At 71.1% G+C, this 23313-nt stretch carries 22 protein-coding genes; 13 read left to right on the forward strand and 9 right to left on the reverse strand.

Going from position 1 to position 23313, the window contains the following annotated elements:
• Nucleotides 1–324 precede the first annotated feature (324 nt).
• From HNR10_RS00010 to HNR10_RS00020, 3 genes are all read right to left on the reverse strand, one after another.
• Nucleotides 325–1098: an alpha/beta fold hydrolase gene (locus tag HNR10_RS00010; RefSeq protein WP_179819785.1), complete on the reverse strand. Its 774-nt coding sequence runs from the start codon at nt 1096–1098 to the stop codon at nt 325–327.
• A 13-nt stretch (nt 1099–1111) separates the two neighbouring features.
• On the reverse strand, nt 1112–1912 hold the full coding sequence (locus tag HNR10_RS00015) for an exodeoxyribonuclease III (RefSeq protein ID WP_179829436.1): 801 nt from the start codon (nt 1910–1912) through the stop codon (nt 1112–1114).
• A gap of 74 nt (nt 1913–1986) precedes the next feature.
• Nucleotides 1987–3015: a tyrosine-type recombinase/integrase gene (locus tag HNR10_RS00020; RefSeq protein WP_179819786.1), complete on the reverse strand. Its 1029-nt coding sequence runs from the start codon at nt 3013–3015 to the stop codon at nt 1987–1989.
• Nucleotides 3016–3600: 585 nt separating this feature from the next.
• On the opposite strand from HNR10_RS00020, the gene HNR10_RS32100 reads away from it, so the two are divergent.
• The 6 genes from HNR10_RS32100 to HNR10_RS00050 all read left to right on the forward strand — a co-directional run bounded on the left by HNR10_RS32100 (nt 3601) and on the right by HNR10_RS00050 (nt 9166).
• Nucleotides 3601–4299, forward strand: a complete 699-nt coding sequence (locus HNR10_RS32100; protein WP_376769785.1) for a LysE family translocator — start codon at nt 3601–3603, stop codon at nt 4297–4299.
• Nucleotides 4300–4413: 114 nt separating this feature from the next.
• The gene (gene urtA / locus HNR10_RS00030) at nt 4414–5637 is read left to right on the forward strand and encodes an urea ABC transporter substrate-binding protein (protein WP_179819790.1); all 1224 of its coding nucleotides are present in this window, start codon (nt 4414–4416) and stop codon (nt 5635–5637) included.
• Nucleotides 5638–5713: 76 nt separating this feature from the next.
• Nucleotides 5714–6604 (forward strand): urea ABC transporter permease subunit UrtB, encoded by an 891-nt coding sequence (gene urtB, locus HNR10_RS00035; protein ID WP_179819792.1) that lies wholly within the window; start codon nt 5714–5716, stop codon nt 6602–6604.
• Entirely contained in the window at nt 6601–7722 is a 1122-nt protein-coding gene (urtC, locus tag HNR10_RS00040) for an urea ABC transporter permease subunit UrtC (RefSeq protein ID WP_246405975.1), read from the forward strand. The genes urtB and urtC overlap by 4 nt, the downstream gene beginning before the upstream one ends.
• Nucleotides 7719–8465: an urea ABC transporter ATP-binding protein UrtD gene (gene urtD / locus HNR10_RS00045; protein ID WP_179819794.1), complete on the forward strand. Its 747-nt coding sequence runs from the start codon at nt 7719–7721 to the stop codon at nt 8463–8465. The genes urtC and urtD overlap by 4 nt, the downstream gene beginning before the upstream one ends.
• Nucleotides 8462–9166 (forward strand): ABC transporter ATP-binding protein, encoded by a 705-nt coding sequence (locus tag HNR10_RS00050; RefSeq protein ID WP_179819795.1) that lies wholly within the window; start codon nt 8462–8464, stop codon nt 9164–9166. The genes urtD and HNR10_RS00050 overlap by 4 nt, the downstream gene beginning before the upstream one ends.
• A gap of 135 nt (nt 9167–9301) precedes the next feature.
• Here the strand turns inward: HNR10_RS00050 and HNR10_RS00055 are convergent, their stop codons facing one another.
• Nucleotides 9302–10306 carry an acyltransferase domain-containing protein gene (locus tag HNR10_RS00055; RefSeq protein ID WP_179819797.1) on the reverse strand — a complete coding sequence of 335 codons (1005 nt, stop codon included), beginning with the start codon at nt 10304–10306 and terminating at the stop codon, nt 9302–9304.
• Nucleotides 10307–10426: 120 nt separating this feature from the next.
• Here HNR10_RS00055 and HNR10_RS00060 point away from each other — a divergent pair, with 120 nt between their 5' ends.
• Nucleotides 10427–12046 carry an AMP-binding protein gene (locus HNR10_RS00060; protein WP_179819798.1) on the forward strand — a complete coding sequence of 540 codons (1620 nt, stop codon included), beginning with the start codon at nt 10427–10429 and terminating at the stop codon, nt 12044–12046.
• A 31-nt stretch (nt 12047–12077) separates the two neighbouring features.
• On the opposite strand, the gene HNR10_RS00065 is transcribed toward HNR10_RS00060, so the two are convergent.
• Entirely contained in the window at nt 12078–12521 is a 444-nt protein-coding gene (locus HNR10_RS00065) for an HIT family protein (RefSeq protein WP_312889011.1), read from the reverse strand.
• Nucleotides 12522–12696: 175 nt separating this feature from the next.
• On the reverse strand, nt 12697–12990 hold the full coding sequence (locus HNR10_RS00070; RefSeq protein WP_179819801.1) for a 4a-hydroxytetrahydrobiopterin dehydratase: 294 nt from the start codon (nt 12988–12990) through the stop codon (nt 12697–12699).
• 391 nt (nt 12991–13381) lie between these two features.
• Here HNR10_RS00070 and HNR10_RS00075 point away from each other — a divergent pair, with 391 nt between their 5' ends.
• The 5 genes from HNR10_RS00075 to HNR10_RS00095 all read left to right on the forward strand — a co-directional run bounded on the left by HNR10_RS00075 (nt 13382) and on the right by HNR10_RS00095 (nt 18801).
• Nucleotides 13382–15736 carry a sensor histidine kinase gene (locus HNR10_RS00075; RefSeq protein ID WP_179819803.1) on the forward strand — a complete coding sequence of 785 codons (2355 nt, stop codon included), beginning with the start codon at nt 13382–13384 and terminating at the stop codon, nt 15734–15736.
• Nucleotides 15736–16200 carry a roadblock/LC7 domain-containing protein gene (locus HNR10_RS00080; protein ID WP_179819804.1) on the forward strand — a complete coding sequence of 155 codons (465 nt, stop codon included), beginning with the start codon at nt 15736–15738 and terminating at the stop codon, nt 16198–16200. The genes HNR10_RS00075 and HNR10_RS00080 overlap by 1 nt, the downstream gene beginning before the upstream one ends.
• Nucleotides 16197–16559 (forward strand): DUF742 domain-containing protein, encoded by a 363-nt coding sequence (locus HNR10_RS00085; protein WP_179819806.1) that lies wholly within the window; start codon nt 16197–16199, stop codon nt 16557–16559. The genes HNR10_RS00080 and HNR10_RS00085 overlap by 4 nt, the downstream gene beginning before the upstream one ends.
• 21 nt (nt 16560–16580) lie before the next feature.
• Nucleotides 16581–17156 (forward strand): GTP-binding protein, encoded by a 576-nt coding sequence (locus tag HNR10_RS00090; RefSeq protein WP_179829438.1) that lies wholly within the window; start codon nt 16581–16583, stop codon nt 17154–17156.
• A gap of 289 nt (nt 17157–17445) precedes the next feature.
• Nucleotides 17446–18801: an APC family permease gene (locus HNR10_RS00095; protein ID WP_179819808.1), complete on the forward strand. Its 1356-nt coding sequence runs from the start codon at nt 17446–17448 to the stop codon at nt 18799–18801.
• Nucleotides 18802–18912: 111 nt separating this feature from the next.
• On the opposite strand, the gene HNR10_RS00100 is transcribed toward HNR10_RS00095, so the two are convergent.
• The 3 genes from HNR10_RS00100 to HNR10_RS00110 all read right to left on the reverse strand — a co-directional run bounded on the left by HNR10_RS00100 (nt 18913) and on the right by HNR10_RS00110 (nt 21843).
• Complete coding sequence (locus HNR10_RS00100; RefSeq protein WP_179819809.1) at nt 18913–19473, reverse strand: TIGR03086 family metal-binding protein; 561 nt, start codon at nt 19471–19473, stop codon at nt 18913–18915.
• A gap of 74 nt (nt 19474–19547) precedes the next feature.
• Nucleotides 19548–20954: an amidase gene (locus HNR10_RS00105; RefSeq protein WP_179819811.1), complete on the reverse strand. Its 1407-nt coding sequence runs from the start codon at nt 20952–20954 to the stop codon at nt 19548–19550.
• A gap of 100 nt (nt 20955–21054) precedes the next feature.
• A complete protein-coding gene (locus tag HNR10_RS00110; protein WP_179819813.1) occupies nt 21055–21843 on the reverse strand; it encodes a DeoR/GlpR family DNA-binding transcription regulator in 789 nt (262 codons plus the stop codon).
• Nucleotides 21844–22024: 181 nt separating this feature from the next.
• Between HNR10_RS00110 and HNR10_RS00115 the strand changes: the two genes are divergently transcribed.
• A complete protein-coding gene (locus HNR10_RS00115; protein ID WP_179819814.1) occupies nt 22025–23311 on the forward strand; it encodes an ABC transporter substrate-binding protein in 1287 nt (428 codons plus the stop codon).
• Nucleotides 23312–23313 lie beyond the last annotated feature (2 nt).

Below are 23313 nucleotides of genomic sequence, written 5' to 3' on the forward strand. Positions count from 1 at the left end.
CCGACGGTGGGACAAGTGGCCCGACGAGCCCCTGCACGTGTCGGTCGCCGGCAGTCTGCACACCCGCCTGGAGCGTGAGGGTCCCCGCTCGGCCAACGCCGCACGCCTGGCCCGCCTGCGCGCCCGCCTGCGCCACCCCGACCGCACCTAGCACGGGCCCCCTGACGTCCGCGACCCCTCTGCAGCCAGGAGCACGAACCGGACGCCGCGGCGCGGGGGAGGGGCCACCACGGGGGAGCGCACCCCACCGACCACCCCCGCACACACCGGTGGGGCCGGACGCCACCCACGGCCCCACAGCCCCACCACACACCCGGCCACCGCTCAGCCCTCGCCCTCCAGCGGCGGCACCGGCTCACCACCAGCCTCCACCTGCGCCCGCGCCGCCTCACGCGCACTCACCACATCGGCCGCATCGCCCACGATCCGCGAGAAGTTCACCGGCTGGTCCAAACTCACCATGTGCCCCGCCCGCGGCACATTCACCAGCCGACCATCCGCACACGCGTCGAAGAACTGCTTCTCATGGATGCGCATGTGATCCCGCGACCCGTTGATCAACCACACCGGCCCCGGATAAGCCGACAACGCCGACAACGCGTCCATGTCCGAGACCGAGTCGATCACCGTCGTGGCCGCCTCCACCGCCAACCCGCCGTCCAACACCGCATCAGCCGCACCATCACGCAACGTCAACCGGTGGAACCGCTCGTTGACCGCCGCACCCTTGTCCGGCAACCGCTCCATCAACACCGACGGAATCCGGTACAACTGCGCCAACGACTGCGCCGGCTTGGCCGTGCAACTGGCCGCCACCAACCCCGCCACCCGACCCGGCGCCGCCCCGGCCGTCGCGATCGACACGAACCCGCCCAGGCTCAACCCCACCACCAGAGCACGCCCGCCCACACCATCGATCGCCCCCAACACCGTGTCCACCGCACGCCCCAACGAGAACGCCTCACCCCGCCGCGACCCGTGCCCCGGCAGATCCGGCGCCACCACCCGGTGCCCCTGAGCCGACAACAACTCCACCTGCGGACGCCACATACTCCCCGACAACCGAAGACCATGCACCAACACGATCGGCACACCCATACCAGCAGCCCTCCTAGGCCCCGTACCGCACCGTCACCGGAGCATGATCCGACCAACGCGCACCATGCTCAACCGCACGCTCCACCCGCGCCGACACCGCACGCGCCGCCAACCCCGGCGTCGCCACCTGCAGGTCGATCCGCCACCCCGTGTCATTGTCAAAGGCCCGGCCCCGGTAGGACCACCACGAGTACGGTCCCTCCTGCTCCGGATGCAGAGCACGCACCACATCCACATACCCGGCCTCGTCATAGACCCGCGACAACCACTCGCGCTCCTGCGGCAGGAAACCCGAACTCCTCCTGTTGCCCCGCCAGTTGCGCAGATCCACCTCCCGGTGCGCGATGTTCCAGTCACCGCACACCACCAGCTCACGCCCCTGCGCCTCCACCTGCGCACGCCGCTTGACCAGATACGGCAGGAAAGCGTCCATGAAACGCTCCTTCTCCTCCTGGCGCGGCGTCCCCACCTCACCCGAGGGCAGATACAGCGACGCCACAGTCACCGCCCCCAGGTCCACCTCCACATACCGGCCCGAATCCTCGAACTCGGCCTCACCGAAACCCACCCGGGACGCCTCGGGCTCACGGCGCGAATACACCGCCACCCCCGCACGCCCCTTCGCCGACGCCGGAGCCAACAGCACATGCCACCCCTCCGGCGCCACCACCTCGGCCGAAAGCTGCTCCGCCTCGGCCCGCGTCTCCTGCAGGCACACCACATCCGCCTCCGTGGCCGCCAACCACGCCACGAAACCCGGATCCTTCCTCGCCGCCGCACGCAGGCCGTTCACATTCACCGTCGACACCGTCAGATCATTCACAGCCACAGACTAGAGCGTCCCCCACCCGGGCCGCCCACCGCGAACCCCACCGCGGGCCGGCCCCCTCAACCGCCCACCACCTCACCCACACCACCCTCGCCCCCGCCCTCGGCCACCAGCCGGCGCACCACCCCATAGGTACGGTTGGACCCCGCCGCCTCCCGCTGCGCCCGTGCCGTCACCTCGATATAGGCCTGCGACGAGGACACCGACGCATGCCCCAGCAGATGCATGATCTCGCTCACCGACGCCCCGTCCTCCGCCAACCGCGTCGCGAACGTATGCCGCAACGCGTGCACCAGCGTCCCCCGCGCCACCCGATCGTGCACCCCCGCGTGCTTGTAGCACTGCCGCACCAGATACTGCAGACCACCCCGGCGCAACCCCTGCCCCCGGTTGTCCACCAACAACGGATCCGCGCCCCGCACCACCCCGAACCGGTGCCGACGCGACGCCAGGTAGGCCTCCAACAACACCTCCAACGGCACCTCGATCGGCAGCACCCGCTCACCACCGCCCTTGCCGACCACCCGGATCCGCCGCTCACCCGCACGACCGCCCACCGACTCCACCCGCAACGACAGCATCTCCGCCGACCGCATCCCCGTCAGCAGCGCCAGCGCCAACACCGCCAGATCCCGCTCCGGCCAGGGATCACGCGCCCGACGCGCCCCCCGCGCCAGCGCCTCCAACAACCGCTCCGGAGTGTCCTCGCCCATCAACGGCTTGGGCCCCGACGGGCGCACCCGCGGCCGCGGCACCGCCGACATCGGATTGCCGCCCACCACCCGCTCCGAGACCCAGAAACCGAAGAACCCGTTCCACGTCGACCACGCCCGCACCACACTGGAGGCGGCCCGCTCGGTGGCGAAGTCCGCGAACGCCGAACGCAGCACCCCCGCCTCCAGGTCCGCCAGCGCCACATCCCGCACCCGGCACCCGCGCTCGCGCGCCACCAGCGCCAGCACCGAGTTCAGGTCCCGCCGGTAGGCCGCCACCGTGTGTGGCGAGGGCTTGGCCGCCCGCCGCGCCACCAGATACTGCTCCACCGCGTCCTGGGCCGGCACCGGCCCCGCTCCTGCTGCACCACTCATGCCTTCAGCATCCCCGATCCGGCACCACATCCACGCCCTGTGTCGAACAGAATCGAACACGACGGGCGCCGGGCACCCGGGAGCCATGCCGGGGGAGCCGCACACCATGACGAACCGGTGCGAATCGGCCTTCCCTCGGGGGAGAGGCCACCCCGAAGGCCATCGAACGCCTGTGCGAACAAGGCCGGGTGGGCGGACTCCGCCGGTGGGGGAGCGGCCCCCTCGGAGGCACCGTCGACGCACGAACGGCTGCACCGCACGCCCGCGGGGGAGCGGCGCGCACCCGCGACCGCGAGGCGCCGGGACGAAGAGCTCCAGGCGGGCGCCAGGGTCGCGACCACGGGGGAGGGGCGGCACCGGACAGCGCCGGCCGGGGCAGGGCACAGGCCGGGCGGGGCCGCCGTGGGCGCCACGGCGGCAGCGCCCACCTGCCGGCCAACAGACACCACGGCGGGCACACGGTGACCCATCAGATCACCACGAACCACGCATGGATCATCAAAACCCTGCAAAAGGATGCATAACACAGATTATGCATCAAACATGGACAGGTCACGGGCCGGGGAACGGGGGACGGCCCAGAGCATGTGCGGTGGACGCTCGCCCTGGGCTTCCACCCTGCCTCGTCCACCGCCCTGGTCCTCACCCGACCACCTGTACCTCCTGGCCCGCGCCGCCGCCGGGGGACCGCGCGCCGGAGCCCTGAGCACCCCGGGCGTCGAGACCGGAACACTCGTCCACACCGCCGCGGCCGCCTTCGGCCTGTCATCGCTGCCGGCCGCCTCGTCCACCGCCCACGACCTGGTGCGCCACCTGGGCCCCGGCTACCTCGTCCACCTCGGCGTCCGCACCCTGACCAGCAAGGACACACACCACCACGACCAGGCGCCCGCCGGCCTCAGCAGCGCCCGCGCCTTCACCGACGGCCTCCTGGTCAACGTCCTCAACCCCGAGGTCGCCCTGTTCGTCGACCCCGCCCAAGGACCCGCCACGGCACACATCCTCACCCTGGGCCTGATCATGGTCGCCCTCGAACCTGGCCATCGCCCTGGCCCGCCGCGCCACCCGCACCCCGCGCACCCGGCGCCTGGCCCGCTATGCCGCCGCCGGCGTCCACCTGACCCTGGGCGCCGCGACGGTACTCACCGGCCGCCGCCAACACGCCCACGACCCCTTCCCCACACCCCGCCCCATATCGCCGATAATGCACATTATGTCAAGTTGAACGGGAATCGGGGCCCACCACGACCCCACAAGCCCCCACCCACAGGAAACCCGATTTAACGACCCCACCGGATACCGACATGTATACGTAACAGCCGGGCACGGCCAGCGAAACACCCCACCACCAGCCTCCTAGGTGACCCCCACCACCCAGCCCCTAGGAGATGGCACACGATGGCACCCACGCCCCCGGGCCCACGCACCGCCGCGCTCGCCGCCACCCTCGCCCTGGCCCTGACCGCCACCGCCTGCACCCCCGGCGACCCCGCCGGCGTCACCGACGACACCGTCACCGTCGGCATGCTCCACTCCCTCTCCGGCACCATGGCCATCAGCGAAGTCACCGTCCGCGACGCCGTCGAACTCGCCATCACCGAGATCAACGCCGACGGCGGAGTCCTGGGACGCCAGATCGAACCCGTCATCGAGGACGGCGCCTCCGACGAAGCCACCTTCGCCGACCGCGCCAACAAACTCCTCAACGACGACAACGCCGTCACCGTCTTCGGCGGCTGGACCTCCGCCTCCCGCAAAGCCATGCTCCCCGTCTTCGAACGCAACAACGGCCTGCTGTGGTACCCGGTCCAATACGAAGGCCTCGAAGCCTCCCCCAACATCGTCTACACCGGCGCCACCACCAACCAGCAGATCATCCCCGCCCTGGACTACCTGCGCGAACAAGGCCACACCAGCCTCTACCTCGTCGGCAGCGACTACGTCTTCCCCCGCACCGCCAACCAGATCATCACCGCCTACGCCGCCGCCCACGACATGGAGATCACCGCCGAGGAATACACCCCCCTCGGCCACACCGAGTACTCCACCATCACCAACGACATCGCCCGCACCGAACCCGACGCCGTCTTCAACACCCTCAACGGCGACTCCAACGTCAGCTTCTTCCAACAACTGCGCTCGGCCGGCGTCACCCCCGACGACTCCCCCGTCCTGAGCGTCAGCGTCGCCGAAGAGGAAATCGAAGGCATCGGCCCCGACAACATCGCCGGCCACCTCACGGCCTGGAACTACTACCAGACCACCGAAACCGACACCAACACCGGCTTCGTCCAGGCCTTCACCGACACCTACGGCGCCGACCGCGTCACCTCCGACCCCATGCAGTCCGCCTACAACGCCGTCTACCTGTGGAAGGCCGCCGTCGAAGAAGCCGACAGCTTCGAAGTCGACGACGTCCGCGCCGCCCTGGACGGCACCACCATCGACGCCCCCGAAGGCACCATCACCATCGACGGCGACACCCAGCACGTCGTCAAGACCGCCCGCATCGGCCAGATCAACGACGACGGCCTCATCGACCAGATCTGGACCTCCCCCGAACCCATCGCCCCCGACCCCTACCTCACCGGCTACGACTGGGCCGCCGACCTCACCGGCTGACACCGCACACCCGCTCCCCCACGGCGGCCGGCCACCCACCGGCCGCCCCACCACCCCCGCACCGAAAGGAGCCGCGGTGGAAGCCCTCATCGGCCAACTCCCCGTCGGCCTGGCCATCGGCGCCGTCCTGCTGCTCGCCGCACTCGGCCTCAACTTCACCTTCGGCCAAATGGGCGTCATCAACATGGCCCACGGCGAACTCATCATGATCGGCGCCTACACCGCCTACGTCCTCAACGCCTGGATCGGACTCCACCCCGCCTACGCACTCCTGATCGCCCTCCCCACCGCCTTCGCCGTCACCGGCACCCTGGGCTGGCTCCTCGAACTCGGCCTCATCCGCCACTTCTACGGACGCCCCCTGGACACCCTCCTGCTCACCTTCGGCATCGGCATGATCCTCCAACAAGCCGCCCGCGACACCTTCGGCGCACCCAACGTCGACGTCCCCGCACCCGACTGGCTCACCGGCGGCATCACCCTGACCGCCGGCATCCGCATCCACTACTCCCGCCTGTTCATCCTCGCCCTGGCCATCATCTGCGTCATCGCCATCGCCTACTACCTCAACCGCTCCCGCGCCGGACGCCAGATGCGCGCCGTCATCCACAACCGCGACCTCGCCGCCACCACCGGCATCAACACCCGCAAAGTCGACGCCACCACCTTCTTCATCGGCTCAGGCCTGGCCGGCATCGCAGGCGTCGCCCTCACCCTCATCGGCCCCACCGGACCCACCCTGGGCACCAACTACATCGTCGACGCCTTCCTGGTCGTGGTCATCGGCGGCCTCGGCCAACTCCGCGGCACCATCCTCGCCGCCCTCGCCCTGGGCCTGCTCAACGCCACCGTCGAAACCTGGGCCGACGCCTCCCTGGCCAAACTCATCGTCTTCGCCGCCATCGTCGCCTTCCTCCAGGCCCGCCCCCAAGGACTCTTCACCGTCAAGACAAGGGCCCTCACATGAACACCCCCGCCCTGATGGCCCGCCTACGCGGCCCCCTGACCTTCCTGGGCCTGCTCGCCGCCGCCCTGCTCCTCATGCCGCTGATCCTGGAACCCTTCCGCCTCAACCAGCTCGCCCAGTACCTGTGCTACGCCATCGTCGCCCTGGGCATCGCCCTGGCCTGGGGCCGCGGCGGCATGCTCACCCTGGGCCACGGCGTCTACTTCGGCCTGGGCGCCTACGCCATGGCCATGCACCTGACCCTCGCAGCAGCCGCCACCGACCCCCTCTCCCCCGGCCACCTGCCCCAGTTCATGGTCTGGTCCGGCCTGACCGAACTCCCCTGGTTCTGGCGACCCATGACCAACCCCGCCATCGCCATCGCCGCCGCACTACTCGTCCCCGCCACCGTCGCCGCCCTGCTCGGCTGGTCCGTCTTCCGCCAACGCGTCCGCGGCGCCTACTTCGCCATCCTCAACCAAGCCCTGGCCGCCGCCTTCGTCATCCTGCTCATCGGCCAACAACACCTCACCGGCGGCTCCAACGGCCTCACCGACTTCCCCGTCTTCGCCGGACTCAGCCTCTACACCCCCACCGCCCAATACACCCTCTACGCCGCGACCGTCCTCACCCTGGCCGCCACCTACCTGCTCTTCCGCCACATCACCCTGAGCCGCTACGGCAAACTCCTCATCGCCATCCGCGACGGCGAAGACCGCGTCCGCTACCTCGGCTACGACCCCACCTGGATCAAAACCCTCGCCTACGCCCTCTCCGCCACCGCCGCCGGCGCCGCAGGAGCCCTCTTCGTGCCCATCATGGGCATCATCTCCCCCTCCCTCATCGGCGTCATCCCCTCGATCATGATGGTCCTGGCCGTGGCCATCGGCGGCCGCTACTCCCTCGCCGGAGCCGCCACCGGCGCCGTCCTGATGAACGCCGCCCAAACCACCTTCGCCGAAACCTTCGCCGGCGGCTGGACCTACCTCCAAGGCGCCCTCTTCGTCATCGTCATCGCCCTGGCCCCCCAAGGCCTGGCCGGCCTCACCCGCCAAGCCGCCCACACCCTCACCCGACGACGACACCCCACACCCCGCCCCGCACCCGCCCAGGAGACCCCCACCGGGAGCCACCCATGACCCTGCTCTCCATCCAAGGCCTCACCGTCACCTTCGGCACCTTCACCGCCCTCGACGACATCGACCTCACCCTCGACGAAGGCGACCTGCGCTTCCTCATCGGCCCCAACGGCGCAGGCAAAACCACCCTCATCGACACCATCACCGGCCGCACCCGCCCCACCCAAGGCACCATCACCTTCAACGGCCACACCCTCAACAAACGCAGCGAACACCACATCGTGCGCACCGGCATCGGCCGCACCTTCCAAACCAGCGTCGTCTTCGAAGAACTCACCGTCGCCGACAACATCGACCTCGCCGCGTCCTTCCGACTACGCCCCTGGCAACTCCTCACCAGACCCCGCACCCCCACCACCACGGTCACCGACATCCTCGACCGCATCGGCCTGACCCCCCACGCCCACCACAAAGCCGCCACCCTCTCCCACGGCCAACGCCAATGGCTCGAAATCGCCATGCTCCTGGCCCAACGCCCCCGCCTACTCCTGCTCGACGAACCCGTCGCCGGCATGAGCGCCGAAGAACGCACCCGCACCGGCGAACTCCTCACCCAGATCGCCACCGACCACACCATCGTCGTCATCGAACACGACATGGACTTCCTACGCCGCTACGCCACCGACGTCACCGTCCTGCACGAAGGACGCATCCTCACCCACGGCGACGTCGCCACCGTCCAACAAGACCCCCGAGTCCAAGAGGTTTACCTCGGCCGCACCCACCAGGAGGCCACCACATGAACACACCCCACCTGGCCGTCACCGGCCTCCACGCCGGCTACGGCCGAGCCCGCGTCCTCTTCGACATCAACCTCACCATCCCCACCGGCACCATCACCTGCGTCATGGGACGCAACGGCGTCGGCAAAACCACCCTGCTCAACACCATCGCCGGCCTCCTCACCCCCACCCAAGGCACCATCACCCACAACGGCACCGACATCACCAACAAACCCCCGCACACCCGCATCCGAGGCGGCATGGCCTACGCACCCCAAGGCCACGACACCTTCGCGCCCCTCACCGTCGCCGACAACCTCCACCTCGCCCACCACGCCACCAGACGCGGCGGCCCCGAACTCATCACCCGAGCCCTCGACCGCTTCCCCCGCCTCAAACCCCTCCTGCACCGCCGCGCCGGACTCCTCTCCGGCGGACAAGCCCAACAACTCGCCATCGCCCGCGCCCTGGTCACCAACCCCACCCTGCTCATCCTCGACGAACCCACCGAAGGCATCCAGCCCTCCATCGTCGCCGAGATCGAACAGGCCATCACCGACATCGCCGCCGAGGGAACGACCATCCTCCTCGTCGAGCAGTACCTCGACGTCGCCCTGCGCCTGGCCGACCACGTCACCGTCCTGGACGCCGGACGCATCACCCACAGCGGCGCCCGCGCCGACCTCACCGACACCGACGCCCAAGCCCTCCTCGCCATCTGACCCCGCCGGACGAAACCCGCAAGAACCGGCCACCGCCCACGACCTGCTCCAAGAGCCGCCCACACCTCAACCTGTTCCAGCACCCACACACGAAAAGGGGCCCGCCCACACCGGACGAGCCCCCACAGCCATGCCTCAACTCAACCGCAACCACCCCGTACGCACCCGAAACCCCCCACCCGACTCCAACCGCCCCACCACAGCACGCTCCAACCGCGTCCCCCGCGGCGCCCGCGCAACATCCACCTCCGGCATCCCGAACACGAACCGGAACACATCCGACTCCCCCGGCACACCAGACCCCACCAACTCAAACCGCCGCTGAAACCGCACGATGTTGGAATCCTCCCCCAACACCTCACCCCACACCGGATCCAACAACCACGACGAACACGTCGCCACCACCGGATCGAACCCCAGATGCGCCCGCGCGAACGACCGCGCCCCCGCCAACGCCGCATCCACCGACACCGGATCCAACCCACCCGAAGGAATGTGCAACCGCAAACACCGATCACCCGGCGCGAACCCCGCACCCAACGACCGCGCCTCCTCCTCGGAGAACCACTCCACACCCCCCTGATCCACCAACACAGCCGGCTCCAACTGCAACCCGCCCACCCAGAACAGCCGACCCCGGAACTGCGCCGCCACCCACGACGCCGTCTCCACACTCAACCGACCGAACATCCGACGCGACCGCGCCACCTGCACACCCACATCGGCCAACGTCGCCACCGTCACCGACCGGTCCACCCCCAGCGCCGCGTTCCGCTCGAACACCGCCGGAACCATCGCCGCGAACGCCCACAACGAGGACGCCCGCACCCGCGCGTCCTCAGCGCCCACCAGCGTCGGCCAGTCCCGCCAACCCCCCAACGGCAGATCCGCGTCCGCGCACAACCGCCGGTACATGCACCCCACCAGATGCCACAGCTCCGGCGGCCACCCCTCACCCGGCCACAGACCCTCCACCTCGACCCGGTCCCGCGCACTCAGAGCGAACAGGTCCAACACCTCCGACGGATCCGCCGGCACCTCCAACGCCCGCACCGGATCCGGCAGCCGCTCGGCCTCCTCCAGCCACGCCCGCACACCCGCACCCAAACCGAACCGCTCCACCACAGCTGCACTGTCCATCAGCCCATCATCACCCAACCCCCACACCCCACGCGAGTGAGGCCGACCTCACAGGTGGGCATAGTCTTGACGTACACCACCCATCACCACCAAAACGACCGAAAACGAGGACCGCCACCGATGTCCGACCCGGCGCAGCTCCTACGCGACTGGATCACCACCTACGACACCCCCGCCACATCGGTGGCACACCTACTCTGCGACCGCCACCACCCCGACACCGTCGCCACCACCGAAATCGGCCCCACCCTCACCGCCACCACCCTCACCTTCGGACAACTCGCCGAACGCTCCCACACCCTCGCCGCCGGCCTACGCGACCTCGGCATCACCCCCGGCGACCGCATCGCCACCCTCATCCCCAAGGGCATCGACCTCACCATCACCGCCCTGGCCGTCTGGCGACTCGGCGCCGTCCTCGTCCCCCTCCTCCCCTCCTTCGCCCCCTCCGCCATCACCCAACGCCTCACCAACTCCCACACCCGCCTGGTCATCACCGACGACGAGTACCGCACCAAACTCGACCCCGGCCCCGACATGACCAGCACCCCCGCCTGGAACATCGCCACCACCGGCACCCACCCCCTCCGCGAAGGCGACCACACCCTCACCACCCTCACCGGCCCCACCCCCCGCACCGTCCCCGACACCACACGCGCAGGCACCGACCCCCTGGCGATCCTGTACGTGTCCACCGTCGTCGGACCACCCCGCGGAGTCACCGTCCCCGTCCGCGCCCTGGCCGCCATGCACGCCTACCACCACTTCGGTCTCGGAGTGGAGGACGACGACGTCTACTGGAACACCGCCGACCCCGGATCCGCCTACGGCCTCTACCACGGCGTCATCTCCCCCCTCCTCGCCGGACACGGCTCACTCGCCCTGCGCGCCGGGTTCTTCGACCCCGAACTCACCCTCGACGTCCTGGGCATGTACGGCGTCACCAACCTCGCCGCCGACCCCACCACCTACCGCACCCTGCGCGCCGCCACCAAGACCCTGCCGCCCGAGGTCATCGTCCAACGCCTCTCCAGCGCCGGAGAGATCCTCGGCCAGGACGTCATCGACTGGGTCACCGATATCTTCGGCGTCCCCGTACGCGACCACTACGGCCAGACCGAACTCGGCTGGTGCGCGGGCATCCCCAACGGCGCGACCGACGACACCGACACCGCCCTGGTCCCCGGATCCATCGGCCCCGCCTTCCCCGGATGGGACATCACCATCCTCGAAGCCATCTCCGACGACCCCGCCCCGCTGGGCACCTACGGCCGCATCGCCGTCAACCTCGCCGAGAGCCCCCTGGCCTGGTTCGACGGCTACATCGGCAACGAGAGCGCCTCCCAGCTGCGCTTCACCCCCGACCACGCCTACTACCTCACCGGCGACACCGGCTTCCTCGACCGCCGACAGCAGCTGTTCTTCTCCACCCGCGACGACGGCGCCATCGTCACCCGCGGATACCGCATCGGCCCCAGCGAGGTCGAGGCCGTCCTCAACACCCACCCCGCCGTGGACGAGTGCGGGGTCTACTCGATCCCCGACGAGCTGGCCGGCCAGCTCGTCGGTGCCCGGATCGTGACGGCCGCCGACTACGACGGCTCCCCCGCACTGGCCGAGGAGCTCAAGGAGTGGGTCCGCACCCGCTTCGCCGAGCACGCCGCACCCGAGACCGTCGACTTCGTACCGGAGCTGCCCCGCACCGCCTCGGGCAAGATGCGCCGCGCCCGCCTGCGCTGACCTCGACGGCTCCTGCCGGACCTCTCTGTGGTCAGGGCAGCAGGGCGCGCAGTCTGGCGGCGTGGCCGTCGAGTTCGGTGCGTTCGGCCTCCTGCCACAGGGCGTGCACCGAGAAGGCGTCGCCCGCATAGCGCGGGAAGACGTGCAGGTGGGCGTGGAAGACCTCCTGGCCGGCCGCCTCGCCGTCGGCCAGGAACAGGTTGACGCCCTCGCACCGCATCGGTGCGCCCGGCCCCGGGCCGGTCTCCCCTGTGTCCAGGGCGTTGCGGCGCAGGGCCCCGCCCACGCGGCGGGCCACGCTCCACATCCGTGCGCCCAGCTCGTCGCCGATGTCGCCCAGGCCCACCAGGTGCTCGCGCGGAACCACCAGGACGTGCCCCGGTGTGACGGGGTACAGGTCCATGAACGCCAGCACCAGGTCGTCGGAGTGGACGAGGCTGTGCGCGGCCTCGCCGTCGCGGATCAGACAGAACACGCACGCATCCACCGAGGGCCTCCGTTCGCCGGGCAGAGCCCAGGGTGGCACGGTATGCGGCGGGCGTCACCCGGGTTTCCCAGCTGCGAACCGAGCCGTGCCGTTGCCCCCTCGGCCACACCCGCCGGTCGACCGAGGCGGCCCTGTCGGTCGCCCGGAGCGCCCTGTCCGGTGGTCAGTCCGCCGAGGGGATGAGTTCGTCGATGCGGGCGGCCAGGGACATGTCGTTCTCGGTGATGGCCCCCACGGCGTGCGTGGACAGCGACAGCCGGACCTTGTTGTAGCGGATGTCGATGTCGGGGTGGTGTCCGGCCTGCTCCGCGGCCTGGGCGATCGTGTTGACCAGATCGATGGCCGCGACGAAGTCGGGCAGGCGCACGGTCCGGTGGATGTCGGGCTGGTCGGGGTCCCACTGCCAGTCGGTCAGCCGGCTGATGCCGTCGCGGATCTGGTCGTCGGTGAGCTTCATGGGTCCTCTCCCCGGTGGTGCCACTTTCGGTGCCAGTGGGTGACTGGACGGTACCCGTGTGCTGGCCTTCCCTGGTCCGCCATACCCGCGGACTCGACCGCTCTCACGCGTGCCGAGACAAGGCCTGTGGTGTTCGGTGCGGCGAAGCCGCTCCTTTGTGGGGTAAGTGCTTTTTCAAAGCACGCGCCACCTTTACGACGTAGATTTTTAATGTTGCGAGATCGAGAGCTTCTGCTCTGACCTGCGACATCACGGCTGATCGCACCCCCGGGCCGCCATCCGGCACTTGCGCCCGCCCCCTCCGGGGCTGTTCACTCTGGGGAACTCCGGATGCCCCCTCCCCCCGGTGGACGCCGCCCCCGTCGTCCACCCCTCCCCCGGAAGCGAGCCCATGCCCCAGCACAAGCGTCGATCGCTGCGGGCCCGCATGATCACGCTGGTGCTCATCCCCAGCACCACCCTGCTGGTTCTGTGGGCCGTCCTCACCACCGTGATGCTCACCGACATCCGCGAGCTGCGCACCACCGCGTCGGTCACCGAGGAGATCGGCGGTCCGATCGTGGAGGTCATCGGCGAGCTCCAGCGCGAGCGCAGGGCCACCATGGCCGCCGCCAACCCCACCGACGACACCCTGCGCGACCTGACGGAGGCCCGGGAGCGCACCGACGCGGCCGTGGCGGTCCTGGACCGGCGGATCGCGGCCTTCGACCCCGACGAGGTCCCCCGGTCGGCCCTGCGCTTCCAGAACGCCATGGCCCGCATCGACGGCCACCGCGTCCTCGTGGACGGCGTCTCCCCCGCGGAGATGGCCATGAAGGAGGGCGCCGGCACCTACACCGACGTCATCGAGCACGGGCTGCGCGTGTGGGACTCCCTGGTCGCGCTGTCGGACCCCGAACAGGTCCCCCACCTGCGCTCCCTGACCTCGCTGATGCGCACCCGCGAGCTGCTCAACCAGCAGGACGCCGTCCTGGCGCACGCGGTGGCCACCAACTCCTTCCCCGCCGAGTCCCACGCCGCCTTCGCCGCCGCCGCCGGCGCCCAGCAGTACGCCTGGGCGCGGGTGGGCACCGAGCTCAGCAACCAGGACCGCCAGGACTACATCGCGCTGGAGTCCTACTCCGTGCTGCACACGGTCTACCTGTTGCAGGGCAGCATCGTGGGCACTCCCCTGCGCCCCACGAACACCGTGCCGGTCAACGCCCCCACCTGGCGGGGCGCCGCCGAGGCCGTGGACATGCGCATGCGCGAGGTCGAGGAGTCGCAGACGGAGCGGGTCGTGGCGCTGAGCCACGCCCACGCCTCCTCCCTGCGCGACAAGGTGCTGCTGATCAGCGTTCCCGCGCTGGTGATCGCGCTGGTCTCCAGCGCGGTCGCCGTCGGCGGGGCCCAGCGGGTGGGCCGGCGGCTGCAGCGGCTGCGCTCGGCGACGCTGGACCACGCCCGGGTACGCCTGCCCTCGGTCACGGCGCGGCTGCGCCGTGGCGAGCAGGTGGACGTGGACGAGGAGGTGCCGCGGCTGGGCCGGGGGCGCGCGGACGAGATCGGCGAGGTCGCGGAGGCCTTCGACACCGCCCAGCGCGCCGCCGTGGCCGCGGCGGTGGAGGAGGCGCAGGTACGGGCGGGGGTGCGCAACATGTTCCGCAACATCGCCCGGCGCACGCAGTCGCTGGTCCACCGCCAGTTGGGGCTCCTGGACTCGCTGGAGCGCGGCGAGACCGATCCGGCGGTCCTGGAGTCGCTGTTCCGTATCGACCACTTCAGCACGCAGCTGCGGCGCAACGCCGAGAACCTGATGCTGCTGAGCGGGGACGCGCCCGTGCGGCGCGGTTGGGCGCCGGTGGGGCTGTACGAGGCGGTGCGCGCGGCCTCCAGCGAGATCGAGGACTACACCCGGGTGCGGCTGTCCCGGCTGCCGGACGTGGCGCTGCGGGGCGACGTCGGGGCGGGTGCCGTGCGGTTGCTGGCCGAGCTGTTGGAGAACGCCACGGTGTTCTCGCCGCCGGGGACCGAGGTGACGGTGACGGGTGAGCGCCCGCGGGGCGGCGGGGTCGTGCTGCGGGTGCGCGACTGCGGCCTGGGGATGAACGAGACCCAGGTGGAGCGGGCCAACGCGCTGCTGGCGGACGCTCCGCGCTTCGATCTGGGCCGGGTGCGGGAGGATTCGCAGCTGGGCCTGTTCGTGGTGGCCACGGTCGCGGCCCAGCACGGCCTGGAGGTGTCGTTGGAGTCCTCGGCGCAGGGCACGTTGGCGGTGGTGGTGGTCCCCGAGGGCGCGCTGGTACCGGCCGAGCCGTCCGGTCCCGTGCCCGGCGAGCCCGCGGTGCGTGGCGCGCAGGCGTCGGTGGCGGTGCGGTCGGTGGCGGGGCGTGACCCGGGTGTGCCCGAGCCGGCCGGTGTGCGCCCTGTGGCGCCCTCCCCCTCCCCTGCGGCCCCAGCGCCCGCTTCCCTGTCCCCCGTCGATGAGGACGGGCCGGAGGCGGTGGCCGCCGCGGTGGTGGCGAGCGGGGAGGCCGAGGACACCTACATGGGTCTGCCGCGGCGCCGGCGCAGGGGCCGGGAGGCGGTGTCCGAACCCCCGGTGCCGTCGGAGCAGGAGTCGGGCGGCCAGCGGTCGCTGACGGAGATCCGGTCGATGATGAGCGCGTTCCAGGCCGGGACGATGCGCGGTCGCGCGGAGTCCGAGGGCCCTGGTGAAGAGGTCGGCGCGCGCGGTGCGCGCCCTGGACAGGACGTGGAAGGGTGATGTCGATGTCGGCGGGTGCTGCGGCGGAGGACCGGGTGACCGACGGTGGTGCGGGGGGAGGTTCCCCGGCTCAGACGTTGGACTGGCTGCTGAGCGACCTGGTGGAGCGGGTCGTGGGCGCGCGGCAGGCGCTGCTGCTGTCGGCGGACGGGTTGCTGCTGTCCTGCTCACGGGGGTTGGATCGTGAGGAGGGTGAGCGCCTGGCGGCGATCGCGTCGGGGTTCGCGAGTCTGGCCCGTGGGGCCAGGGCGCAACTGGGGGCGGCCGAGGTGCGTCAGACCGTGGTGGAGATGGACAGTGTGTTCTTCTTCGTGTTGGCGGCCGGGAGGGGGGCGTCGTTGGCGCTGGTCGCGGAGTCCTCGTGCGACATGGGTCAGGCGGCCTTCGAGGTGAACCGCCTGGTGCGCCAGGTGGGTCCGCATCTGTCGGCGCTGCCGCGACGGCGGGGTGGTGGCGTGAGGTGAGCGGGGTGCCGCCCGGTGAGCCGGGGGAGTCGAGTCTGATCCGTCCGTACTCGGTGACGGGTGGGCGTACGCGTCCGTCGCGGTCGGATCTGGCCCTGACCTCCCAGGTGGTGGCGGTCCCGTCGGTGGATCCGGTGGAGCTCGACCCCGAGCCCGCGCTGTTGCTGTCGCTGTGTGCGCGGCCGGTGTCGGTGGCGGAGGTGGCATCGCGTTCGGGGTTCGCGCTGGGAGTGGTGCGGATCCTGTTGGCGGACCTGTTGGACCAGGGCTACGCGGTGGTGCACAGCTCGGAGTGGGAAAAGCGGCGTCCGGACGCCGCGACGCTGCGGTCGGTTCTGGAGCGTATTCGTGCGTTGTGAGGTGGAGTGGCGTTGGACGTGATGGCCTCCGAGGGGGCGGGACCTGTTCCCGACACCTTGAAGATCCTGGTCGCCGGGGGTTTCGGGGCGGGCAAGACCACCCTGGTCTCGGCGGTGAGCGAGGTGGAGTCGCTGCACACCGAGGAGGTGATGACCTCCGAGAGCGTGGGCGTGGACGACCTGGTGGGGGTGGAGGGCAAGACCACGACGACGGTGGCGCTGGACTTCGGCCGGATCACGTTGGACGAGTCGACGGTGGTGTACCTGTTCGGGACGCCGGGGCAGAAGCGGTTCTCGTTCATGTGGGAGGAGTTGGCGGAGGGGGCGCTGGGCGCGGTGGTGCTGGCGGACACGCGCCGGCTGTCGGACTCCTTCGGGGCGATCGACTTCTTCGAGAGCCGCGGGGTGCCGTTCGTGGTGGCGGTCAACTGCTTCGACGGCCAGCGCACGCACCGCGGGGACGACGTGCGGGTGGCGTTGGACCTGGAGGAGCAGGTGCCGTTGCTGCTGTGCGACGCGCGTAGCCGGGAGTCGGCCAAGGAGGTGCTGGTGGAGCTGGTGGCCCTGGTGCTGCGGATGGAGTTGTCGGGGGTCTGAGGGTGTGCGGTGGCGGGGCCCGGTGCGGAGGTGCCGGGCCCCGTTCGTGCGTCCGGACGAGGCCGGGGCGGGCGGTGTGGGGGGTGTTCGTGGGGATACACGACCATTCCCTCGCTGAGGCAACTGATTTCATCGTGCCACAAGCCTAGCGTTCATGATTCAGTTGTACGGCCGATTCTTTGCGAGTGATTCACTTGCACTGCGGGCGTGATGTCTGTCATGGTGGGCTGGTTCACAAAAGCCCTGAAGCCATGCAAGTGGTGATATACCTCGCAGGAAGGTCGATCTGTTGTCAAAGACGACCCCCCGGTTGGAGCGCGTCCTCAAGCTCCCGCATCTGGTGCTCTTCGGCCTGGCCTACCTGGTGCCGACGACCATCCTGACCGTCTACGGCGTGGCCACCGCCCTGTCCGGGGGCCGCCTGCCGTCCGCCGTGCTGGTCGCCCTGGTCGCCATGCTCTTCACCGCCTACTCCTACGGGCGGATGTCGCGGGTCTACACCTCGACCGGCTCGGCCTACGTCTACGCCCAGAAGTCGCTCGGGCCGCGCACGGGGTTCATGGTCGGCTGGACGATGATGCTGGACTACCTGTTCCTGCCGCTGATCAACTACATCACCATCGGGCTGTACCTGAACGCCCAGTTCCCCTCCGTGCCCGACTGGGTGTGGATCATCGCCTTCCTGGTCGTGATCACGACCCTGAACGTGCGCGGCATCCAGATCGTGGCCCGGGCCAACACCTTCATCGTCGGCGCCCAGGTGGCCTTCCTGCTGCTGTTCTTCGCCCTGAGCGCGCGGCACCTGTTCGGGCAGGCCGACATCCACCCGCTGGCGCCCTTCGTGGGCACCGGGCTGGAGATCCTGCCCGTCATCGCGGCCGCCGCCATCCTCACCGAGTCCTTCCTGGGCTTCGACGCGGTCACCACGCTCTCGGAGGAGGCGGAGAACCCGAGCCGCGACGTGCCCCGGGCGATCATGCTCGTGACCCTGCTGGGCGGGCTCATCTTCCTGGCCGCCTCGTGGTTCGGCCACATGGTCTTCCCCGACCACGGCCGCTTCACCGACGTGGACGCCGCCGCGCTGGACATCATGCGCGCCCTGGGCGGCGACCTGCTGGCGGCGCTGCTGACCACCGCGCTGATCATCGGTTCCTTCGGGTCCGCGCTCAGCTCCCAGGCCAGCGTCTCGCGCGTGCTCTACGCCATGGGGCGCGACGGCACGCTGCCCCAGCGCCTCTTCGGGCGCCTCAGCCCCCGCTTCTCCACCCCGGCGGCCAACATCGTCCTGGTCGGCGCGGTCTCGGTGGGCGCGGTCTTCCTGGACATCGAGACGGTGGCCTCCTTCATCAGCTTCGGCGCCCTGGTGGCCTTCTCCGCGGTGAACCTGTCGGTGATCTGCCACTTCGTGGTCCGCGAGCGGATGCGCACCCGCGCCGACCTGGTCCGCTACGGGCTCGTGCCCGGAGTCGGGCTGGCCCTGACGGTGTACCTGTGGACCAACCTGAGCGGGCTGGCCTTCGCCATCGGCGGCGTGTGGGCGCTGGTCGGTCTGGTCCAGCTCGCCTACGTCACCCAGGGCTTCCGCCGGCCCCCGCCCGAGATGGACTTCGACGAGCGCACCCTGGCCGAGCGCGTCGAGGCCTGACCCCGAACCACTCCCCTGGCACACCGGCGGCCCCGGAGCATCGCGCTCCGGGGCCGCCGCGTGCGTTCGGGACGCGTTCGGGGCTCAGCCGGCGCGGGCCGGGCCGCACGGTCAGGGGGTGCGCCCGGTCAGCGCCAGGAGCCGGTCCTGGGGTCCGGCGTCGTCCGCCACGGCGGCCGGGCCCTGAAACATCGGCCCCGGCCCCAGGGGCCGGTTCCCCGCCCACGCGCGCAGGGCCTCCACCAGCTCCGGGTCGAGGCGCTCGTCGGCGCCCACGCCCCGGGCCAGGTCCCAGGCGTGCACGGCCAGGTCGAAGGTCATCTCCCACAGGTACTCCCGCCCGGGGGCGTCGCCCATGGACAGGTGCACGGTGCGATCCAGCGCCCCCGGTGCCAACCAGGCCAGACGGGCCTCGCGCGAGGCGACCGACCACGTGGCCGCGGGCGCCTCCCCCAGGTTGTCGCCCGCGAGCTCGTCGGCCAGGTCCTCCACGCGGCCGCCGGCGAGCAGGTGGGGCACCCACAGCTGCTCGGTGACCAGGTGGTCGACCAGGTCGTGCACGTCCCAGTCCTCACAGGGCGTGGGCAGCGCCCAGTCGGCGGTGCCCACGGCCCGGACGCGGCGGTCGAACTCGCCCATGGCGGTGGCGTGCAGGTCGATGAGCTCCGGCATGGCTTCCCCTCGGTCGACGTCGGCGGCTGCCCCGGGCAACGTACCCCCCGCCCGGGCCGGGCCAAACGGCCCGGTCACACGTGGGCGGGCGGCAGCCGGTCGTGCCAGGGCAGGGCCGCCTCGATCTGGGCGGCCACCGCCAGGAGCAGGTCCTCGCGGCCGGCGGCGGCCACGAGCTGGACGCCGATGGGCAGGCCGCGCGGGCTCTGGGCCACGGGGAGGCTGATCGCGGGGTGCCCGGAGACGTTGAAGGGTGCGGTGAAGGGCCCGTAGGACAGGATCCGGCGCAGCCAGGAGCGCACCGAGTGACCGGGGGCGTCGTAGTCGAGGGTGCCGTGCGGCGCGGGCGGCCGCCCCAGGGTGGGGGTGACCAGGAGGTCGTGGGTGTCCAGGAACCGGGACACGGCTCGGGTGACGCGGTGCTGGGCCTGGAGTGCGCCGGCGATCTCCACGGCGGTGCACCGCCGGGCCTCGGCCAGGACCTGGCGGGAGACGGCCTCCAGGGCGCCGGGGTCGGGAGGGTGGGGCGACCGCAGCAGGGCGGTCCCGGTGGCCGTGGCGGCCAGGACACAGCCCTCCACCACGTCCTCGGGTTCCAGGTCGGGGGCGTCCTCGTCCACGGTGTGGCCGATCCACTCCAGGGCGCGTGCGGTGTCCAGGGCGGCCTCGGCCACGCCGGGGTCCACCTGCGTCTCGGCCCAGGGCCGGGTGGTGACGGCGATCCGGAGCCGGCCGGGGTCGCGGAGCAGGGCCTGGGCGAAGGGGCGCGCGGGCGCGGGCGCGACGAACTTCTCCCCCAGGGGCGGGGCGCCCAGGGCGTCGAGCAGGTGGGCGGCGTCGCGCACGGTGCGGGTGAGGCCGAACTCCGTCACGAGCCCGTACCCCGCCTCCCCGGCGTCGGGTCCGCAGGGGGTGCGGCCGCGGGTGGGTTTGAGGCCGACCACACCGCACGCCGAGGCCGGGATCCGCAGTGACCCGGCGCCGTCGTTGCCGTGGGCGAAGGGGACCGCTCCTGCGGCCACCAGTGCGGCTGCTCCCCCGCTGGAGCCGCCGACGCCGAAGGCGGTGTCCCAGGGGTTGCGGGTGGGCCCGTGCAGGCGGGGCTCGGTGGCGAAGTTGAGGCCGAGTTCGGGTGCTGTGCTCTGGCCCAGCGCGGTGAGTCCGGCGGCGCGCAGGCGCGTCATCAGGGTGTGGTCGTGCCGGGCCACGGCGAGCAGGCCGCGGCTGCCCAGGGCGGAGGGCACCCCGCGGGCGAAGGGGCCGCTGTCCTTGATGACGAAGGGGACCCCGGCCAGCGGCCCGCGGGGGTCGTGGGCGGTGGGTACGTCGAAGAGCGGTCCGGTCAGGGCGTTGAGGGCGGTGTGGGCGCCGGTGAGCGCGCGGCGGGCGGCCGTCTCGACCTCGGCGGCGCCGACCTCGCCCCGGCGGATCAGGTCGGCCAGGCCGACCGCGTCGTACCGGGCGTACTCGTGCACGTCCACCGCTGGAGCTCCTCGCCGGTCCGCTGGCCGCCGGGTCGGGGCGGCCCGGCGCCACGGTAGTGCCGCGGCCGTGCGGCGCACCAGCGGTTTTCCGGGTCGGTCAGAGCCCGTCCTCGGTCAGGGGCGCGGCCACGACGCGGCCCACGTGTTCGTCCAGGGCCCGGCGCGCGTCCGGGTCCAGGCCGGTGTCGGTGACGAGCACGTCGCAGCGGTCGAGCGGGGCGATGGTGCTGACCCCGACGGTGCCCCATTTGGTGTGGTCGGCCACGACCACGAGCGCGCCGGCGGCCTCGACCAGGGCGCGGTCGGTCTCGGCCTCCATGAGGTTGGGGGTGGTGAAGCCGGAGCGGACCTGCATGCCGTGCACGCCCAGGATGAGGACGTCGAGGTTGAGGCCGCGCAGGGAGGTCAGGGCGAGGGGGCCCACCAGGGCGTCGGAGGGGGTGCGGAACCCTCCGGTGAGCGCGACGGTGCGGTCCGGGCGGGGGGCGCGGTGCAGGATCTGGGCCACGCGCAGGGAGTTGGTGACCACGGTCAGCCCCGGGACCTCGCACAGGTGTTCGGCGACGGCCGCGGTGGTGGTGCCTGCGGACAGGGCCACGGCGCTGTGCGGTTCGACCAGGTCCGCCGCGGCACGGGCGATGGCGCGCTTCTCGCGCGCCTGGCGGGTCGACTTGGCCTCGAACCCGGGTTCCTCGGTGCGCGGGCCCTGGGTGGTGACGGCGCCGCCGTGCACCTTGCGCAGGGCGCCGCGGCTCTCCAGCGCGTCGAGGTCGCGCCGGATGGTCATGTCCGACACCGCGAGGCTCTCGACGAGGTCGGCGACGCGGACGGCCCCGGTCCGCCGTACCTGGTCGAGGATCTGCTCCTGCCGTTGGGCGGCCAGCAATCCGTCTCCCTGGGTCCCATGGATTTGTTTGAAGATGTTGGTAACAGCCTGGCAGGTTCCGAGCTCGTGTCAATTCGACCGTCGATACCTGTTGGAAAAAGTTCGTACCTGTTGACAACGTGGGCTTTCGTGTTGAAGATTCACGTGTGACCGCCTTCACACCGTTTCGGAGGAGCCCACGATGCACCCCAGACCTCCGGCGCCGCCCGGCCTCCGGCGCCGCTCCCTGCTGCGCGGACTGGCCGGTGCCGGGACCCTCGCGGCCCTGCCCGCCCTGGCCGGCTGCTCCTCCCGTGACCCGAACACCGTCACGCTGACCTCCAACCGCGCCAACGCCGCCCAGCGCGCGGCCATGCAGGACATCGTCGGCCTCTTCGAGGCGGAGTCCGGCCACACCGTGGAGATCAACACCTTCGACTCCACGTCCTTCCAGGAGAGCATCAACAACTACCTCCAGGGCACGCCGGACGACGTCATCGCGTGGTTCGCCGGATACCGCACGCGCTTCTTCGCCGAACGCGGCCTGATCAGCGACGTCTCGCAGGTGTGGGAGGGCCTCGAGGGCGCCTTCACCGACCAGGTCCGCGACCTGTGCTCGGCCCCCGACGGCAAGCAGTACATGGTCCCCGACTCCACCGCCCCCTGGGCGGTCTTCCACCGCAGGAGCCTGTTCGAGGAGAACGGCTACGAGGCGCCCGCCACCCGCGCGGAGTTCGTCGAACTGTGCGAGCGGATGCGCCGGGACGGCCTCGAACCGATCGCCTCGGGCGTGCGCGAGGGCTGGCCCGCCATGGGCATGTTCGACCACCTCAACCTGCGCCTGAACGGGCCCGAGTTCCACCTCGAACTCCTCGACGGCCTGCACTCCTGGGACTCCCCCGAGGTCCGCGCCGTCTTCGGCGCCTGGGCCGAACTGCTGCCCCACCACCAGGCCGACCCCCTGGGCCGGGGCATCAACGAGGCGCAGACCTCCCTGGTGCGCCGCGAGGCCGGGATGATGCTCTGCGGCATGTTCCTCACCCACGTCTTCCCCGAGGGCGAGGACCTGGACGACCTGGACTGCTTCCCCTTCCCCGAGTTCGACGCCGAGATCGGCGCCGACGCGGTCGAGGCCCCCATCGACGGGTTCATGGCCTCGGGGACCCCGCGCAACCCCGAGGCCGCCCACGCCCTGCTGGCGCACTTCGGCACGCGCGAGGCCGAGGAGGTCTACACCGCGGTCGACCCCCAGGCCCTGCCCCTGCGCCTGGACGCCGACACCAGCGGGTTCAGCCCGCTGGAGGCCAAGGTCAACGACATGGTCGTCAACGCCGGGGCGCTCACCCAGTACATGGACCGCGACTCGCGCCCCGACTTCGCCTCCATCGTGATGATCCCCGCCCTCCAGCGCTTCCTCAGCCGACCCGACGACATCGCCGACCTGACCGCCAGCATCCAACGCCAGAAGTTGTCCATCTTCGGTCAGTGAGG

This window comes from Nocardiopsis aegyptia, from assembly GCF_013410755.1.
Lineage (GTDB): Bacteria > Actinomycetota > Actinomycetes > Streptosporangiales > Streptosporangiaceae > Nocardiopsis > Nocardiopsis aegyptia.

What these genes read in the sequence shown, in the direction of transcription:
- HNR10_RS00010 (WP_179819785.1), bottom strand. Translation starts at nt 1,098, where the DNA reads ATGGGTGTGCCGATCGTGTTGGTGCATGGTCTTCGGTTGTCGGGGAGT.
- HNR10_RS00020 (WP_179819786.1), bottom strand. Translation starts at nt 3,015, where the DNA reads ATGAGTGGTGCAGCAGGAGCGGGGCCGGTGCCGGCCCAGGACGCGGTG.
- HNR10_RS32100 (WP_376769785.1), top strand. Translation starts at nt 3,601, where the DNA reads ATGTGCGGTGGACGCTCGCCCTGGGCTTCCACCCTGCCTCGTCCACCG.
- urtA (WP_179819790.1), top strand. Translation starts at nt 4,414, where the DNA reads ATGGCACCCACGCCCCCGGGCCCACGCACCGCCGCGCTCGCCGCCACC.
- urtC (WP_246405975.1), top strand. Translation starts at nt 6,601, where the DNA reads ATGAACACCCCCGCCCTGATGGCCCGCCTACGCGGCCCCCTGACCTTC.
- urtD (WP_179819794.1), top strand. Translation starts at nt 7,719, where the DNA reads ATGACCCTGCTCTCCATCCAAGGCCTCACCGTCACCTTCGGCACCTTC.
- HNR10_RS00050 (WP_179819795.1), top strand. Translation starts at nt 8,462, where the DNA reads ATGAACACACCCCACCTGGCCGTCACCGGCCTCCACGCCGGCTACGGC.
- HNR10_RS00055 (WP_179819797.1), bottom strand. Translation starts at nt 10,306, where the DNA reads ATGGACAGTGCAGCTGTGGTGGAGCGGTTCGGTTTGGGTGCGGGTGTG.
- HNR10_RS00060 (WP_179819798.1), top strand. Translation starts at nt 10,427, where the DNA reads ATGTCCGACCCGGCGCAGCTCCTACGCGACTGGATCACCACCTACGAC.
- HNR10_RS00070 (WP_179819801.1), bottom strand. Translation starts at nt 12,990, where the DNA reads ATGAAGCTCACCGACGACCAGATCCGCGACGGCATCAGCCGGCTGACC.
- HNR10_RS00075 (WP_179819803.1), top strand. Translation starts at nt 13,382, where the DNA reads ATGCCCCAGCACAAGCGTCGATCGCTGCGGGCCCGCATGATCACGCTG.
- HNR10_RS00080 (WP_179819804.1), top strand. Translation starts at nt 15,736, where the DNA reads ATGTCGATGTCGGCGGGTGCTGCGGCGGAGGACCGGGTGACCGACGGT.
- HNR10_RS00090 (WP_179829438.1), top strand. Translation starts at nt 16,581, where the DNA reads ATGGCCTCCGAGGGGGCGGGACCTGTTCCCGACACCTTGAAGATCCTG.
- HNR10_RS00100 (WP_179819809.1), bottom strand. Translation starts at nt 19,473, where the DNA reads ATGCCGGAGCTCATCGACCTGCACGCCACCGCCATGGGCGAGTTCGAC.
- HNR10_RS00115 (WP_179819814.1), top strand. Translation starts at nt 22,025, where the DNA reads ATGCACCCCAGACCTCCGGCGCCGCCCGGCCTCCGGCGCCGCTCCCTG.